Source organism: Pseudomonas sp. LAM2023, from assembly GCF_016620375.1.
GTDB classification, from domain to species: domain Bacteria; phylum Pseudomonadota; class Gammaproteobacteria; order Pseudomonadales; family Pseudomonadaceae; genus Aquipseudomonas; species Aquipseudomonas anuradhapurensis.
In genome coordinates this window covers 29,118-43,486 of record NZ_JAENHV010000015.1, presented here as the reverse complement: position 1 = coordinate 43,486, position 14,369 = coordinate 29,118, and the positions used below count along the sequence as shown (strand labels likewise).

General features: G+C 62.6%; 11 protein-coding genes. 7 read left to right on the top strand and 4 right to left on the bottom strand.

The annotated features are described in order from the left end of the window. The first annotated feature begins 13 nt into the window (after positions 1-13). The 6 genes from infB (at position 14) to JKP78_RS05820 (ending at position 7,376) form a co-directional block, all read left to right on the top strand. A complete protein-coding gene (infB, locus tag JKP78_RS05845) occupies positions 14-2,554 on the top strand; it encodes a translation initiation factor IF-2 (protein ID WP_170032744.1) in 2,541 nt (846 codons plus the stop codon). A gap of 116 nt (positions 2,555-2,670) precedes the next feature. Beyond that, entirely contained in the window at positions 2,671-3,069 is a 399-nt protein-coding gene (gene rbfA, locus JKP78_RS05840; protein WP_170032742.1) for a 30S ribosome-binding factor RbfA, read from the top strand. A gap of 3 nt (positions 3,070-3,072) precedes the next feature. Continuing rightward, positions 3,073-3,990: a tRNA pseudouridine(55) synthase TruB gene (truB, locus tag JKP78_RS05835; RefSeq protein WP_170032740.1), complete on the top strand. Its 918-nt coding sequence runs from the start codon at positions 3,073-3,075 to the stop codon at positions 3,988-3,990. Positions 3,991-4,137: 147 nt separating this feature from the next. Continuing rightward, positions 4,138-4,407, top strand: coding sequence for a 30S ribosomal protein S15 (rpsO, locus tag JKP78_RS05830; protein ID WP_003249971.1), 270 nt, complete (start codon positions 4,138-4,140; stop codon positions 4,405-4,407). Between the two features lie 250 nt (positions 4,408-4,657). Then, positions 4,658-6,763, top strand: a complete 2,106-nt coding sequence (gene pnp / locus JKP78_RS05825; protein ID WP_170032738.1) for a polyribonucleotide nucleotidyltransferase — start codon at positions 4,658-4,660, stop codon at positions 6,761-6,763. Between the two features lie 262 nt (positions 6,764-7,025). Further along, complete coding sequence (locus JKP78_RS05820) at positions 7,026-7,376, top strand: BON domain-containing protein (protein ID WP_170032736.1); 351 nt, start codon at positions 7,026-7,028, stop codon at positions 7,374-7,376. A 70-nt stretch (positions 7,377-7,446) separates the two neighbouring features. Here the strand turns inward: JKP78_RS05820 and JKP78_RS05815 are convergent, their stop codons facing one another. Beyond that, on the bottom strand, positions 7,447-7,749 hold the full coding sequence (locus JKP78_RS05815) for a putative quinol monooxygenase (RefSeq protein ID WP_186686717.1): 303 nt from the start codon (positions 7,747-7,749) through the stop codon (positions 7,447-7,449). A gap of 60 nt (positions 7,750-7,809) precedes the next feature. Here JKP78_RS05815 and JKP78_RS05810 point away from each other — a divergent pair, with 60 nt between their 5' ends. After that, the gene (locus tag JKP78_RS05810) at positions 7,810-8,226 is read left to right on the top strand and encodes a VOC family protein (RefSeq protein WP_170032732.1); all 417 of its coding nucleotides are present in this window, start codon (positions 7,810-7,812) and stop codon (positions 8,224-8,226) included. A gap of 77 nt (positions 8,227-8,303) precedes the next feature. Here JKP78_RS05810 and JKP78_RS05805 read toward each other — a convergent pair whose 3' ends face one another. The 3 genes from JKP78_RS05805 to acs all read right to left on the bottom strand — a co-directional run bounded on the left by JKP78_RS05805 (position 8,304) and on the right by acs (position 14,171). Next, positions 8,304-11,246, bottom strand: a complete 2,943-nt coding sequence (locus tag JKP78_RS05805; RefSeq protein WP_200626225.1) for a DUF748 domain-containing protein — start codon at positions 11,244-11,246, stop codon at positions 8,304-8,306. A 78-nt stretch (positions 11,247-11,324) separates the two neighbouring features. Then, the gene (locus tag JKP78_RS05800) at positions 11,325-12,194 is read right to left on the bottom strand and encodes an oxygenase MpaB family protein (protein WP_200626224.1); all 870 of its coding nucleotides are present in this window, start codon (positions 12,192-12,194) and stop codon (positions 11,325-11,327) included. A 42-nt stretch (positions 12,195-12,236) separates the two neighbouring features. Beyond that, positions 12,237-14,171, bottom strand: coding sequence for an acetate--CoA ligase (gene acs / locus JKP78_RS05795; RefSeq protein WP_200626222.1), 1,935 nt, complete (start codon positions 14,169-14,171; stop codon positions 12,237-12,239). Between the last annotated feature and the right edge of the window lie 198 nt (positions 14,172-14,369).

Sequence of the window (14,369 nt, the reverse complement as noted above, 5' to 3'; positions counted from 1 at the left end):
AGGAGAGAAGTGCATGACGCAAGTCACGGTGAAAGAACTGGCCCAAGAGGTCGAGGCACCGGTAGAGCGCCTGCTGCAGCAGATGCGTGAGGCAGGTCTGCCGCACACCGACGCCGGTCAGGTAGTGACCGACAATGAGAAGCAGACCCTGCTGACTCATTTGAAGAGCAGCCACAAGAGCAAGGCGGAAGAGCCGCGCAAGATTACCTTGCAGCGCAAAACCACCAGCACCCTGCGTGTCGCCGGTAGCAAGAGCATCAGCGTAGAAGTACGCAAGAAGAAAGTATTCGTGCAGCGCAGCCCGGAAGAAATCCAGGCTGAGCAGAAGCGTGAGCTGGAAGAGCGTCGCGCGGCCGAAAACGCCGCTCGCGAGAAGGTCGAGGCCGAAGTTCGCCAGCGCAACGAAGAGCAGGCTCGCCGTCAGGCTGCCGAAACCGCTGCTGCCGCACCTGCACCTGCTGCCAAGCCAGAGCCGGCACCTGCCGCTGCCCCGGCCCCGGTAGTTGCCGACGCCCCGGCCTCCGAAGACGCCGCAGCCCGTGCTGCCGAGCGCAAGAAGGACGAAGCCCGTCGTAACGAAGGTCGCACCCGTGACGAAGACCGTCGTGGTGGCGAGCGTCGTGGCGAGGCCCCGCGCGTGTCGATCAAGGTCAAGGTCAAGGAGAAGGAAAAGGCTCCGACGCCTCGTGCCGCGCCGCGCACCACCGATGAAGAGAGCGATGGCGTACGCCGTGGCCGCGGTGGCAAGAGCAAGCTGAAGAAACGCAACCAGCACGGCTTCCAGAACCCGACCGGTCCGGTCATTCGTGACGTGACCATCGGCGAGACCATCACCGTCTCGGAACTGGCCCAGCAGATGTCGGTCAAGGCCGCTGAAGTGGTCAAGTTCATGTTCAAGCTGGGTACCCCGGTCACCATCAACCAGGTGCTCGACCAGGAAACCGCTCAGCTGGTCGCCGAAGAACTGGGCCACAAGGTGACCCTGGTCAGCGATACCGCCCTGGAAGACTCCCTGGCCGAATCGCTGAAGTTCGAAGGCGAAGTCGAATCGCGTGCACCGGTCGTTACCGTCATGGGTCACGTTGACCACGGTAAGACCTCGCTGCTCGACTATATCCGTCGTGCCAAGGTTGCCGCAGGCGAAGCCGGTGGTATTACCCAGCACATCGGTGCCTACCACGTGGAAACCGACCGCGGCATGGTCACCTTCCTCGACACCCCGGGCCACGCTGCGTTCACCGCAATGCGTGCCCGTGGTGCCAAGGCCACCGACATCGTCATCCTGGTGGTGGCAGCGGACGACGGCGTGATGCCGCAAACGCGCGAAGCCGTTCAGCATGCCAAGGCAGCTGGCGTTCCGCTGGTGGTCGCGGTGAACAAGATCGACAAGCCGGGTGCCGACATCGATCGCATCCGCAACGAGCTGGCCGTCGAAGGCGTGACCTCCGAGGACTGGGGTGGTGACACGCCGTTCGTCAAGGTTTCGGCGAAGATGGGTACCGGCGTTGACGAACTGCTCGAAGCCGTCCTGCTGCAGGCCGAGATCCTCGAGCTGACCGCTACCCCGACCGCTCCAGGTCGTGGCGTGGTCGTCGAATCGCGCCTGGACAAGGGCCGTGGCCCGGTGGCGACCATCCTGGTTCAGGACGGTACCCTGCGTCAGGGCGACATGGTCCTGTGCGGCTCCAACTATGGCCGCGTGCGTGCCATGCTCGACGAGAACGGCAAGCCTGTGAAGGAAGCCGGCCCATCGATCCCGGTCGAGATTCTCGGCCTGGACGGTACCCCGGAAGCCGGTGACGAGCTGTCCGTGGTGGCCGACGAGAAGAAGGCCCGTGAAGTGGCCCTGTTCCGTCAAGGCAAGTACCGCGAGGTCAAGCTGGCCCGTGCTCACGCCGGCAAGCTGGAAAACATCTTCGAGACCATGGGTCAGGAAGAGAAGAAGACCCTCAACATCGTCCTCAAGACCGATGTGCGTGGTTCCCTGGAAGCACTGCAGGGCTCGCTGTCGGGCCTGGGCAACGACGAAGTTCAGGTACGCGTGATCGGTGGCGGCGTCGGTGGTATCACCGAAAGCGATGCCAACCTGGCGCTGGCTTCGAATGCAGTACTGTTCGGCTTCAACGTGCGTGCCGATGCCGGCGCGCGCAAGATCGTCGAGCAGGAAGGTCTGGATATGCGTTACTACAACGTGATCTACGACATCATCGAAGACGTCAAGAAGGCCCTGACCGGCATGCTCGGCAGCGATGTTCGCGAGAACATCCTGGGTGTCGCCGAAGTGCGTGACGTGTTCCGTTCGCCGAAGTTCGGCGCCATCGCTGGCTGTATGGTCATCGAGGGTACCGTGTACCGCAACCGTCCGATCCGCGTACTGCGCGAAGACGTTGTGATCTTCGAAGGCGAGCTGGAATCGCTGCGTCGCTTCAAGGATGACGCCTCCGAAGTCCGTTCGGGCATGGAGTGCGGTATTGGCGTGAAGAGCTACAACGACGTCAAGGTCGGCGACAAGATCGAAGTCTTCGAGAAAGTCCAGGTGGCTCGTACCCTGTAAGGGGCGAGCGTGGTGCGGGCCCCGCCCCAGGGCGGCTGGCAGCACCTCTGAAGGTAGCGCCCGGTCAGGCTTCAGCCTGACCGGGCGTTTGCCGCTTTAAGTTACAGGTAGCAAGAATGGCAAAAGAATATAGCCGTACCCAACGCATCGGCGACCAGATGCAGCGCGAGCTGTCGGAGCTGATCCGCCGTGAAGTCAAAGACCCACGCGTCGGCCTGGTGACCATCACGGCCGTCGACGTCAGCCGCGACCTTGGCCACGCCAAGGTGTTCATCACCGTGATGGGCGCGGACGGCAGCGACGCCGTACCGCAGACCCTCAAGGCCCTGACCAGCGCCGCAAGCTTCCTGCGCCTGCACCTGGGCCGGGTAATGCAACTGCGCAGCGTGCCGCAACTGCATTTCCACTTCGACGAAAGCGTCAGCCGTGGTGCCCACCTGTCGGCACTGATCGAGCGCGCGGTCGCCGAAGACCGTCAGCACAAGGATGCCGACCAGCCGGACACCGAGGAGTAAGCGGTGGCCCAGGTCAAACGTATCCGCCGCAACGTCAGCGGCATCATCCTGCTCGACAAGCCGCTGGGCTTCACTTCCAACGCTGCGCTGCAAAAGGTGCGCTGGCTGCTCAATGCGGAGAAGGCCGGCCACACCGGCAGCCTCGACCCGTTGGCCACCGGCGTGCTGCCGCTGTGCTTTGGCGAGGCGACCAAGTTTTCGCAGTACCTGCTCGATTCGGACAAGGGCTACGAAACGGTCATGCAGATGGGGCAGACGACCAACACCGGCGATGCCGAAGGTGAAGTGCTGCAGACCCGCGAAGTGACCGTTGGTCGTGCCGACATCGAGGCACTGCTGCCGCGTTTTCGCGGCCAGATCAGCCAGATACCGCCGATGTACTCGGCGCTCAAGCGTGACGGCCAGCCACTGTACAAGCTGGCACGTGCAGGAGAGGTAGTGGAGCGCGAGGCGCGTTCTGTTACTATTGGCCGCTTGGAGTTGCTCGAGTGCGAAGGCACCCGTGCACGGCTGAGCGTAGGATGCAGCAAAGGCACCTATATCCGCACCCTGGTGGAGGATATCGGCGAAGCCCTTGGCTGCGGCGCCTATGTCGCCGAGCTGCGCAGGACCCAGGCCGGGCCCTTCGTGTTGGCACAGACGGTCACCCTCGAGGAACTCGAACAGGCCCACGCCGAAGGTGGTAACGAAGCGCTCGACCGCTTCCTGATGCCTTCGGACAGCGGCCTGCAGGACTGGCCACTGGTGTGCCTGTCCGAGCACAGTGCCTTCTACTGGCTGCATGGCCAGGCGGTACGCGCGCCGGACGCACCCCAATTTGGCATGGTCCGGGTACAGGATCACAATGCACGCTTCATCGGTATCGGTGAAGTGAGCGAAGACGGGCGCATTGCGCCGCGTCGGCTGATTCGGTCGGAATGACCGAAACCGTAGGGCCAGGCAACCGCCAAACCCCACGGCAACAAGGGTGGCTGTCAGTAGGCACGGTCACACCTTTTTTATTAATACAGGGATTTGTCCCTGGCCTATTGGACCCCGCGTGCGGGATCCGTTATCAGGAGAAGCCACATGGCCCTCAGCGTTGAAGAAAAAGCTCAGATCGTTGCCGAATACCAGCAAGCCGCCGGCGATACCGGTAGCCCGGAAGTGCAGGTTGCTCTGCTGACCGCCAACATCAACAAGCTGCAAGGCCACTTCAAGGCCAACGACAAAGACCACCACTCCCGTCGTGGTCTGATCCGTATGGTCAACCAGCGTCGTAAGCTGCTGGATTACCTGAAGGGCAAAGACACCACTCGTTACAGCGCCCTGATCGGTCGCCTGGGTCTGCGTCGCTAATAGCGGCCTGACCAGTGGTGTGCATGGCGTGTCGCAGGCTTCGGCAGGGCTGTTTTGCAGTGCTGCCGTTGGACACGCCACGCGTATCTCCGAGGTTGGCAGCCTGGCAATGCTGAGCGGATCTTCCGTTTGGTGCCAGGCTCCCAGCCTCGTGTTGTATCTGGACGGTCAATGGGGCCGATTCCCCGTTCTGCCCAAGAATTCGCAAGAAACCAGTTCCCCCAGAGCCACTGAAAAAAGGTAGGAAACCGTGAACCCGGTAATCAAGAAATTCCAGTTCGGTCAATCGACCGTTACTCTCGAAACGGGCCGTATTGCCCGTCAGGCAACCGGCGCCGTGCTGGTTACCGTCGACAACGACGTCACCGTGCTGGTGACCGTGGTCGGTGCCAAACAGGCCGATCCAGGCAAGGGCTTCTTCCCACTGTCGGTCCACTACCAGGAAAAGACCTACGCCGCCGGCAAGATCCCGGGTGGCTTCTTCAAGCGTGAAGGCCGTCCTTCCGAGAAAGAGACGCTGACCTCGCGCCTGATCGACCGTCCGATCCGCCCGCTGTTCCCAGAAGGCTTCATGAACGAAGTGCAGGTCGTCTGCACCGTGGTTTCCACCAGCAAGAAGACCGACCCGGACATCGCCGCGATGATCGGTACCTCGGCTGCCCTGGCCATTTCCGGCATTCCGTTCGAAGGCCCGATCGGCGCCGCCCGCGTTGCCTTCCACGAAAGCACCGGCTACCTGCTGAACCCGACCTACGAGCAGCTGGCTGCCTCGAGCCTGGACATGGTCGTTGCCGGTACCGAGTCGGCTGTACTGATGGTTGAATCGGAAGCCAAGGAGCTGACCGAAGACCAGATGCTGGGCGCCGTGCTGTTCGCCCACGACGAATTCCAGGCCGTGATCCAGGCCGTCAAGGAACTGGCTGCCGAAGCCGGCAAGCCAACCTGGGACTGGCAGCCAGCCCCGGCCAACACCGAGCTGATGAACCTGGTGCGTGCCGAGTTCGGCGAAGCCGTTTCGCAGGCCTACACCATCACCCAGAAGGCCGACCGCTACAACCGCCTGGGCCAGCTGCGCGACGAGGCCGTTGCCCGTCTGAGCAACGAAGAGACCGGCCCGTCCGCCGGTGCCATCAAAGAGATCTTCGGCGAGCTGGAATACCGCACCGTCCGCGAGAACATCGTCAACGGCAAGCCGCGTATCGACGGCCGTGACACTCGCACCGTGCGCCCGCTGAACATCGAAGTCGGCGTTCTGCCGAAAACCCACGGTTCGGCACTGTTCACCCGTGGCGAGACCCAGGCCCTGGTCGTCGCGACCCTGGGTACTGCCCGTGACGCCCAGCTGCTGGACACTCTGGAAGGCGAGAAGAAGGACGCCTTCATGCTGCACTACAACTTCCCACCGTTCTCGGTAGGTGAGTGCGGCCGCATGGGCGGCGCTGGCCGTCGTGAAATCGGCCACGGTCGCCTGGCCCGTCGTGGCGTGCAGGCCATGCTGCCGAGCGACAGCGAGTTCCCGTACACCATCCGCGTGGTTTCGGAAATCACCGAATCCAACGGTTCCAGCTCCATGGCTTCGGTGTGTGGTGCTTCCCTGGCCCTGATGGACGCCGGCGTGCCGATGAAGGCGCCGGTTGCCGGTATCGCCATGGGCCTGGTCAAGGAAGGTGACAAGTTCGCCGTCCTGACCGACATCCTGGGTGACGAAGACCACCTGGGCGACATGGACTTCAAGGTAGCCGGTACCGCCAAAGGCGTCACCGCGCTGCAGATGGACATCAAGATCAACGGCATCACCGAAGAGATCATGGAAATCGCCCTGGGCCAGGCCCTGGAAGCGCGCCTGAACATCCTCGGCCAGATGAACCAGATCATTGCCCAGTCGCGCAGCGAGCTGTCGGCCAACGCCCCGACCATGATCGCGATGAAGATCGACACCGACAAGATTCGTGACGTCATCGGCAAGGGCGGCGCCACCATCCGCGCCATCTGCGAAGAGACCAAGGCTTCGATCGATATCGAAGACGATGGCTCGATCAAGATCTTCGGCGAAACCAAGGAAGCGGCAGATGCTGCCAAGCAGCGCATCCTGGGCATCACCGCCGAGGCCGAGATCGGCAAGATCTACGTCGGCAAGGTCGAGCGCATCGTCGACTTCGGCGCCTTCGTCAACATCCTGCCGGGCAAGGACGGCCTGGTGCACATCTCCATGCTGAGCGATGCTCGCGTCGAGAAAGTCACCGACGTGCTCAAGGAAGGCCAGGAAGTCGAAGTACTGGTACTGGACGTGGATAACCGCGGCCGTATCAAGCTGTCGATCAAGGACGTTGCCGCGGCCAAGGCCTCGGGCGTCTAAGCGACTGCCAAGCAATGGAAAAGGGCCCTTCGGGGCCCTTTTTTCATGGCCGCAAGGGAACCTTTTGCGGACTTGCATCTTGCATGCAGGTTTACCGTGCAGATTGCAAAATGCACGACCCCGGGCGCTTTCTGATGTTTGTAACTCATTGATTTATAAGGGAACAAGCGAAACGGTAAAGCTGGCATAGCGCATGCAACTACTCTTGTACCTGTCGCCAGGACATACGGCGCAGACCTTTCGAAAAACAGGAGTGACCCACATGAAGAAGTTCGCCATTGCTGCCGCTACTGCTACCGCTCTGACCCTGACCATGGCTAACGCGGCATTCGCCCAGCAATCCACCCAAGCCCCGATGACGCTGGCGGCCGGTGAGGTGACCAAAACCAAGGAAGCGGCCTCCGATACCTGGATCACCACCAAGGTGAAAGCTGACCTGATGACCGAGAAAGGTGTGCCTGGAAGCGATATCAAGGTCGAAACCAACAAAGGCGTCGTGTCGCTGTCCTCTGACACGCCGGTGACCTCTGCACAGAAAGAGATGGCGATTTCCATCGCCAAGAAAATCAAAGGCGTACAGGCTGTTTCGGCTGATGGTCTGAAAGCCGAATAAGGAATGTCCCGTCGGCCAAAGGGATTTGGCCACCTCTTCCGGAAGGGGCCGCTGTGCGGCCCCTTTTCAATTACAGCATCGGGTTGCGTGACAGCACATCGCTTTCGAAGCATTCCTGCTCGATGATCAATGGCTCCACCAACGGGCGGCTATCGCGAAAATGCGCCGTGCGGGTATGCGCTTCATAGGCAGCGTCGTCACGGTAGATCTCGTACAGGTAGATCACCTCCGGGTCGACCCGGTCCTGTGCCACATCGAAGACCAGACAACCGGGCTCGGTAGCAACGGAAGCCTCGGCATTGGCTTTGATCGCGGCCAGGAAGTCCTCCACGAAACCGCGTTTCACGCGGGTCTTGATGAACAGGCTATACACAAGGTGTTCCTTTTGTTTTAAATTCGTTTTCGAATTGTATACAAAAAAGGAGCCCTGCCAATGTCCGAATTGCCTGCCCGTCCTGGTCGCTTGAACGGCCTGCGCCACATTGCCTTGCTGGTACCCAACCTGGAGGAGTGCGAGCGCTTCTACGTCGATGTGCTGGGCATGGAAGTGCTGAATCGCGCCAACGAGGACCTGGTGTACCTGACCTGTGGTAACGACAACCTGTCGCTGGGGCGTGGGGCAGGGGCGGCCAATGGCTTGCAGACCCTCGACCACTATGGGTTCATCGTCGACAGCGTGGAGGAGCTGGAGGCTTGGTACCAGTACTTCAAGGCGCGTGGCGTGACCTTGCTCGACAAGCCGTTCAACCACGGTGACGGCGCGCGCAGCTTCCACCTGTTGGACCCGGCCGGGAACAAGGTGCAGCCGCTGTATCACCCGGCGGTGTCAGGGCAGCGGTTGGTCCAATAGGTTATTACGCGGGCATTGTAGGAGCGGCCTTGCGTCGCGAAAGGGCCACTCCTACAGATCCGCGGCCAGGCTGCTATCTACTCAGCATCCAGGTGCATCGGCGTTACCACCCGCCCATCGCTCTCAGGTTGCCCCAGGTTGGTATCGATGAAATACACCCGGTCATCTTCCAGCTGGCCTTTGTCGACCAGGTAATCCTTGATGCTGCTGGCCCGTTCCTGGCCCAGCGTGCGTAGCAGCGCAGTGCTCTCGGCCCACGACTTGATCACGGCCTCGCGCAACTTGGCAGTACGCTCTTCGCGGCCCAGTTGCTCCCATTCGGCAGGTGGTTGCTGCTTCAGGCGGTTGCGGTAGATACCTTCGAGCATCGCCGGTTTGTCACTCTCATCGACCACCAGCATGGACGCATTGGCCGGCACCTTGTCACCCCGGCGTTGCAGGATCTTGTACCAGGTAGCCTGGTATTCGCGTTCCAGCCGTTGCTGGGCGATCAGCGGGCCGTCGCTGGCCTGGGCGCTGGTGCCTTCGATTTCCAGGCGCAGCTCCGGGCGTTCCTTCAGCGCCGAAGCCAGCTTGTCCAGCGAGGCTTGGGCGTCCTGGCCTAGCTCGCTGGAACCCGGGGCGAAGGCCACGCTGCCCAGGTCCTCAGAGCCACCGCCGCTCACCAGCCCGCCAATGAACTTGAATGGCGCCTGTGCTGCGCGCAGCACCAGGTTGCGCAGGGTCTGCCAGACGATCGGCATTATGCTGAACTGCGGGTTGTTGAGGTCGCCGGACACCGGCAGCTCGATCGAGATCTTGCCCTCGGTATCCTTCAGCAGCGCCACCGCCAGACGGATCGGCAGGTCCACTGCATCCGGGCTGTCGACCTTCTCGCCCAACTGCAGCTGTTCTACCACCACCTTGTTCTCGGCCTTGAGCTGGCCATTGGTGATCAGGTAGTGCAAGTCGAGGTTGAGCCGGCCCTTGCGGATGCGGAAACCGGCGAACTTGCCAGAATACGGCGTCAGGGTGGTCAGCTCGACGCGCCTGAAACTGGTGGCGATGTCCAGGCTGGCCAGCGGGTTGAACGGGTTGAGTGCGCCTTTGATGGTGACCGGTGCGTAGCGATCGACCTTACCCTTCACATCGACCTTGGCCGGTACCGGCTTGCGGTTGTCGATGGTGCCGATCCGGCCGTTGAGCTGCTGGATGGCGGTGGCGAAGTTGGGTGTGAGGGACAGGTCGGCGAAGTTGGCCGAACCGTCGTTGATGTCGATCTGGCCGATGTGGATGCCCAACGGCTTGTCGCCGCTGGCAGCGGCCGGCTTGGCCGAGGCCGGTGCTGAACTCGGGGCGCCGGCTGGCTGCGGGATCAGCAAGTCGTTGATGTTGGTGGTGCGGTCTTCGTTGATGATGAAGCGCGCATAGGGCTGCAGCAGGGTGACCTTGTCGATCGACAGCGCGTCGCCATGGACATAGGACAGACCGTCGACATTCACCTGCTGCCATTTGACGAAATCGCGGCTCTTGATGGTATCGAGGGTATGCAGCTGGCTCACCTGTGCCTTGCCGGTGACGCTGAAGGTCAGCGGTGCGGTGTTCTTCAGGTCGACATTGAGGTCGCTGGAAAGCATGCCGCTGCGCAGTTCCAGCAGGATGAACGGGCTGATATAGGCCTGGGCCACGCGCAGGTCGATGTCGCGGGTGCTGACGTCCAGCTTGGCCCAGATCGGCGCCAGGTTGACCTGGCCGGTTGCCTGCAGCTTGCCTTGTCTTCCCACGCCAGTGTCGAGCTTGAGGCTGAAGGGTGACTGGTTGAGGCTGTCGAAACCTTGCAGGTCGGCGTTTAGCGGGCCCACGTCGAGAGCCACCGGCTCCTTTTGTGTACGATCTGCCAGGTGCACCAAGTAGTTACGCAGCTGTACGTCCTTGAGCAGTACCTGCCAGGGCTTGCTCGGCTCTTTCGCCGCCTGCTCCTTTGGGGTGGGCTCGGCGGCGGCCGGTTCGGTCTTTTCCTTCGGCGTGGCCTTGGCCGGCTGGCTGGCGAACAGCTTCTGCCAGTCGAGCTGGCCGTCTTTTTCCAGCGCGGCCCAGGTCTCGAGTTTTTCGCTGCGGATCTTGCCCACGGTGACCAGCTGCTTGACCAGGTCGACTGAGGTTTCGCTCACCTCCAGGCTGGCAAGGCGGGCCAGCGGGCGGCCATCCGGAGCCTTGATGGCGAACGGTGCGATACGTAGCGACGCGTTGTCCAGCAGCAGTTCGGTCTGCTTGGCGAGGTTGAGCTTGTAATGGGTATCGAGGCTGACCACACCCTCTTCCAGTACCAGTGGCACGGCATCGCGTACATAGGGCCAGAACGCCTTCATCTTGCCTTCGGTGATTTTCAGCGTGCCCTCGGAGGCGATCGGCGCCAGGCTCAGTGTGCCTTTCCAGTCGATGCGCCCGCCATTGGGGCCATTCGCCACCAGGGTCATGTCGGCATTGTCGTTGGGCAAGGTGCTGAGGTTTTTCAGCTCCAGGTTCATGTTGTCGTAGAGGAATTCGATCGGCTCGCTCGGGCGCAGGTCTTCGAAGTGCAGGTAGCCTTCGCTGAGCTTGATGCTGGCGATGCGCAGCGGGAACGGGTCGCTGGGCGGCTCGTCGGGCTTGGCCTGGCTGGCGGGTAGCTTGAACAGGCGAGTCAGGTTGAGCGTACCGTCCTTGGCGAACAGCACTTCGTTGCGTGGCTTGACCAGTTCCACTGCTTCCAGATGCAGTGCGCCGCTCCACAGGCTGTCGAGCGAGAGGTTGGCATACAGCCGGTCGAAGCCGACCTGCTCCTTGCCAGGCTCGCCGATCTGCAGGCCCCAGACAGTCAGTTCGAGGCTGAAGGGGTTGAGCTCGATTCGTTCGAGGTGGGCAGGCACGGTCGCGTACTGAGCCAACTGCTGGTTGGCGATGCGCAGCGCGACACCGGGAAGGACGAGAAAGCCAAGAAGGCTGTAGAGGGCTACCAGGGCCAGCAGTGCGCCTGCGGCGCGAGTCAATCCTTTGTACATGTGTCGCTTCGTCTGTCTAAGCAGGAGAGCTTGGAGTATGGCACGTTAAATCAGTTCCGCTGAGGCGACCATTTGTCCTTATTCGATGCCCATGCGCCGTTTCGCCCGCTGCGCCGAGCCGTTACGCATTGCCCAGCGCAGCAGCGGCGCGGTGCGTCGCAGGCCTAGGCGGATCATGCGCCGCTGCAGCGGGCCGTGCTGCAGGCCGAGCATGGCCTGGGCCCAAGCAGGTAGCAGGTCGAGGCCAGCGTGCAGCATCAGCTTGCCCACCGGCTGTGCCAGGCGGCTGGGGGCGGGGGCGTCGAGCAGGATATCGAGCACCTGGAGGCTGCGGGCATCGCAAAGCAACTGCGGGCGCATACGCAGCAGGTAATCCTCGACCTGCTGGCGCGAGCGCGGCACGTTGCGCGCACCCAGGCGCTCGGCAATCAGCGCGATCTCAGCGTAATAGGCGTCCTGTTCGGCAACTGCAAGGTGCGGGTTGCAGTAACGCAGGTGGGCACTCAGGAAGCTGCTGACTTCGGCCACATGCACCCAGGTCAGCAAGTCCGGGTCGCTGGCCGCATAAGGGCGGCCGTCCGGCGCGGTACCGGTTACCTGCAGGTGGATGGTGCGGACCTTGTCGATCAGCCATTCGGCATCGCCGGTGGCGCCGAAGGTGGTGCCGGAAATGAACTGGCTGGTACGGCGCAGGCGCCCTAGCAGGTCTTCACGGAAATTGGAGTGGTCCCACACCCCGGCCAGGGCCAGCGGGTGCAGGAGCTGCAGCATGAGGGCGCTGATGCCACCGACCAGCATGCTCGGGAAGTCGCCATGTACCCGCCAGCTGATGCTGTGCGGGCCGAACAGGCCAGGGTCGCCCTTGGGGGATTCCAGGTCGAGCTGGCCGAGGGCCAGCCCGGTAAGGCTCATGACCTGGGTTTCGATGCGGCGGCGAAGGGCTTCCATGGCGACCTGCGAGGCAGGGCGGCCACGCACAGCGGCCGCCGGTTACTGGTTGAGGCGTTTGTCGATCAGGCCCTGCACCACGCTGGGGTCGGCCAGGGTCGAGGTATCGCCCAGGTTGTCCAGCTCGTTGCAGGCGATCTTGCGCAGTATACGCCGCATGATCTTGCCTGAGCGTGTCTTGGGCAGTGCCGGGGCCCACTGGATCAGCTCGGGTTTGGCGAAACTGCCGATTTCCTTGCTGACCAAAGCCAGTAGCTCGGCCTTGAGCGCCTCGTCCGGTGTTACCCCGTTCATCGTCGTGACGAAGGCGTACACCCCCTGGCCCTTGAGGTCGTGGGGGTAACCAACCACGGCCGCTTCGGCAACGCTGTCATGCAGCACCAATGCGCTTTCCACCTCGGCGGTACCGATGCGGTGCCCGGAAACATTGATCACGTCGTCGATGCGCCCGGTGATCCAGTAGTCGCCATCGGCATCGCGGCGAGCGCCATCGCCGGTGAAGTAGTAGCCGGGCATGGGCTTGAAGTAGGTGTCGACCATGCGCTGGTGGTCGCCATAGACACTGCGGATCTGCCCTGGCCAGCTGGCCTTGATGACCAGCAAGCCGGCACCCGGGCCTTCGATCAGCTTGCCCTTGTCATCCAGCAGCAGCGGTTGCACGCCGAACATGGGCTGGCTGGCGCAGCCGGGCTTGAGTACCTGCGAGCCGGGCAGCGGGGTAATCATGATGCCGCCGGTTTCGGTTTGCCACCAAGTATCGACGATGGGGCAGCGCTTCTGGCCAACGGCTTCGAAATACCATTCCCAGGCTTCCGGGTTGATCGGCTCGCCGACGCTGCCGAGCAGGCGCAGGCTTTGGCGTGAGGTGCCCTGCAGCGGCCCGTCGCCTTCGCGCATCAGGGCGCGCAAGGCGGTTGGGGCGGTGTAGAAGATGTTCACCTTGTGCTTGTCCACCACCTGCCAGAAGCGCGAGGTGTCGGGGTAGTTGGGCACCCCTTCGAACATCAGCGAGATCGCGCCATTGGCCAGCGGGCCATAGACGATGTAGCTGTGGCCGGTGACCCAGCCGACGTCGGCAGTGCACCAGAACACCTCGCCATCACGGTAGTCGAACACCACCTTGAAGGTAAGGGTGGCCTGCAGCAGGTAGCCGCCAGTGGTATGCAGCACGCCCTTGGGTTTGCCGGTGCTGCCGGAGGTATACAGGATGAACAGTGGGTCTTCGGCCTCCATCGGCTCGACAGGGCAATCGTCGCCGGCCTTTTCCGTCGCCTCGTGGTACCAGAGATCGCGGCCTTCGGCCCAGGCGACATCAGCGCCAGTGCGGCGTACCACGAACACGCTGCCGACTGCGGGGCAACTGGCCAGGGCCTTGTCGACATTGTGTTTCAGCGGGATGCGCTTGCCGCCGCGCACGCCTTCATCAGCGGTGATCACGGTGCGGCAGTCGGCATCGAGAATGCGGTCGCGCAGGGCATCGGGCGAGAAGCCCCCGAACACCACCGAGTGGATGGCGCCGATGCGGGTGCAGGCGAGCATGGCGAAGGCGGCCTCGGGGATCATCGGCATGTAGATACATACCCGGTCGCCTTTCTTCACCCCTCGCGCCTTGAGGGCATTGGCCAGGCGGCAGACCTGACGGTGCAATTCGCGGTAGGTGATGGCCTTGGCATCCTTGGGGTCGTCACCTTCCCACAGCAACGCGGTCTGGTCGCCGCGCCGGGCCAGGTGGCGGTCGATGCAGTTGTAGCTGACATTCAGCTGGCCGCCGTCGAACCAGCGCGCCTGGCCGGTCTTCAGGTTGCATTGCTGCACACTCGACCAGGGCTTGATCCAGTCCAGGCGCCGGGCTTGTTCGGCCCAGAAGGCGTCGGGGTCGTCGACCGACTGGCGGTAGAGGCGGCGGTAGTCGTCGGGGGAAAGTGCGGCGGACTGGCTGACAGCCAGGGCCTGCGGGTAGTTGCGGATATCGAACATGGCGGGTGGTCCTGCTCTTGTAAGGGGCGATGGACTGCAACGGCTATTCGATAGGACAGTGTAGCTACAGGTGGTGTTCCTGAGGATGGGCCTGGTCCCTGTAGGAGCGGCCTTGTGTCGCGATGGGCCGCGAAGCGGCCCCGACAATTGGCGCACCAGAGCTGAAATCCCGGGGCCGCTTCGCGCCCCATCGCGACA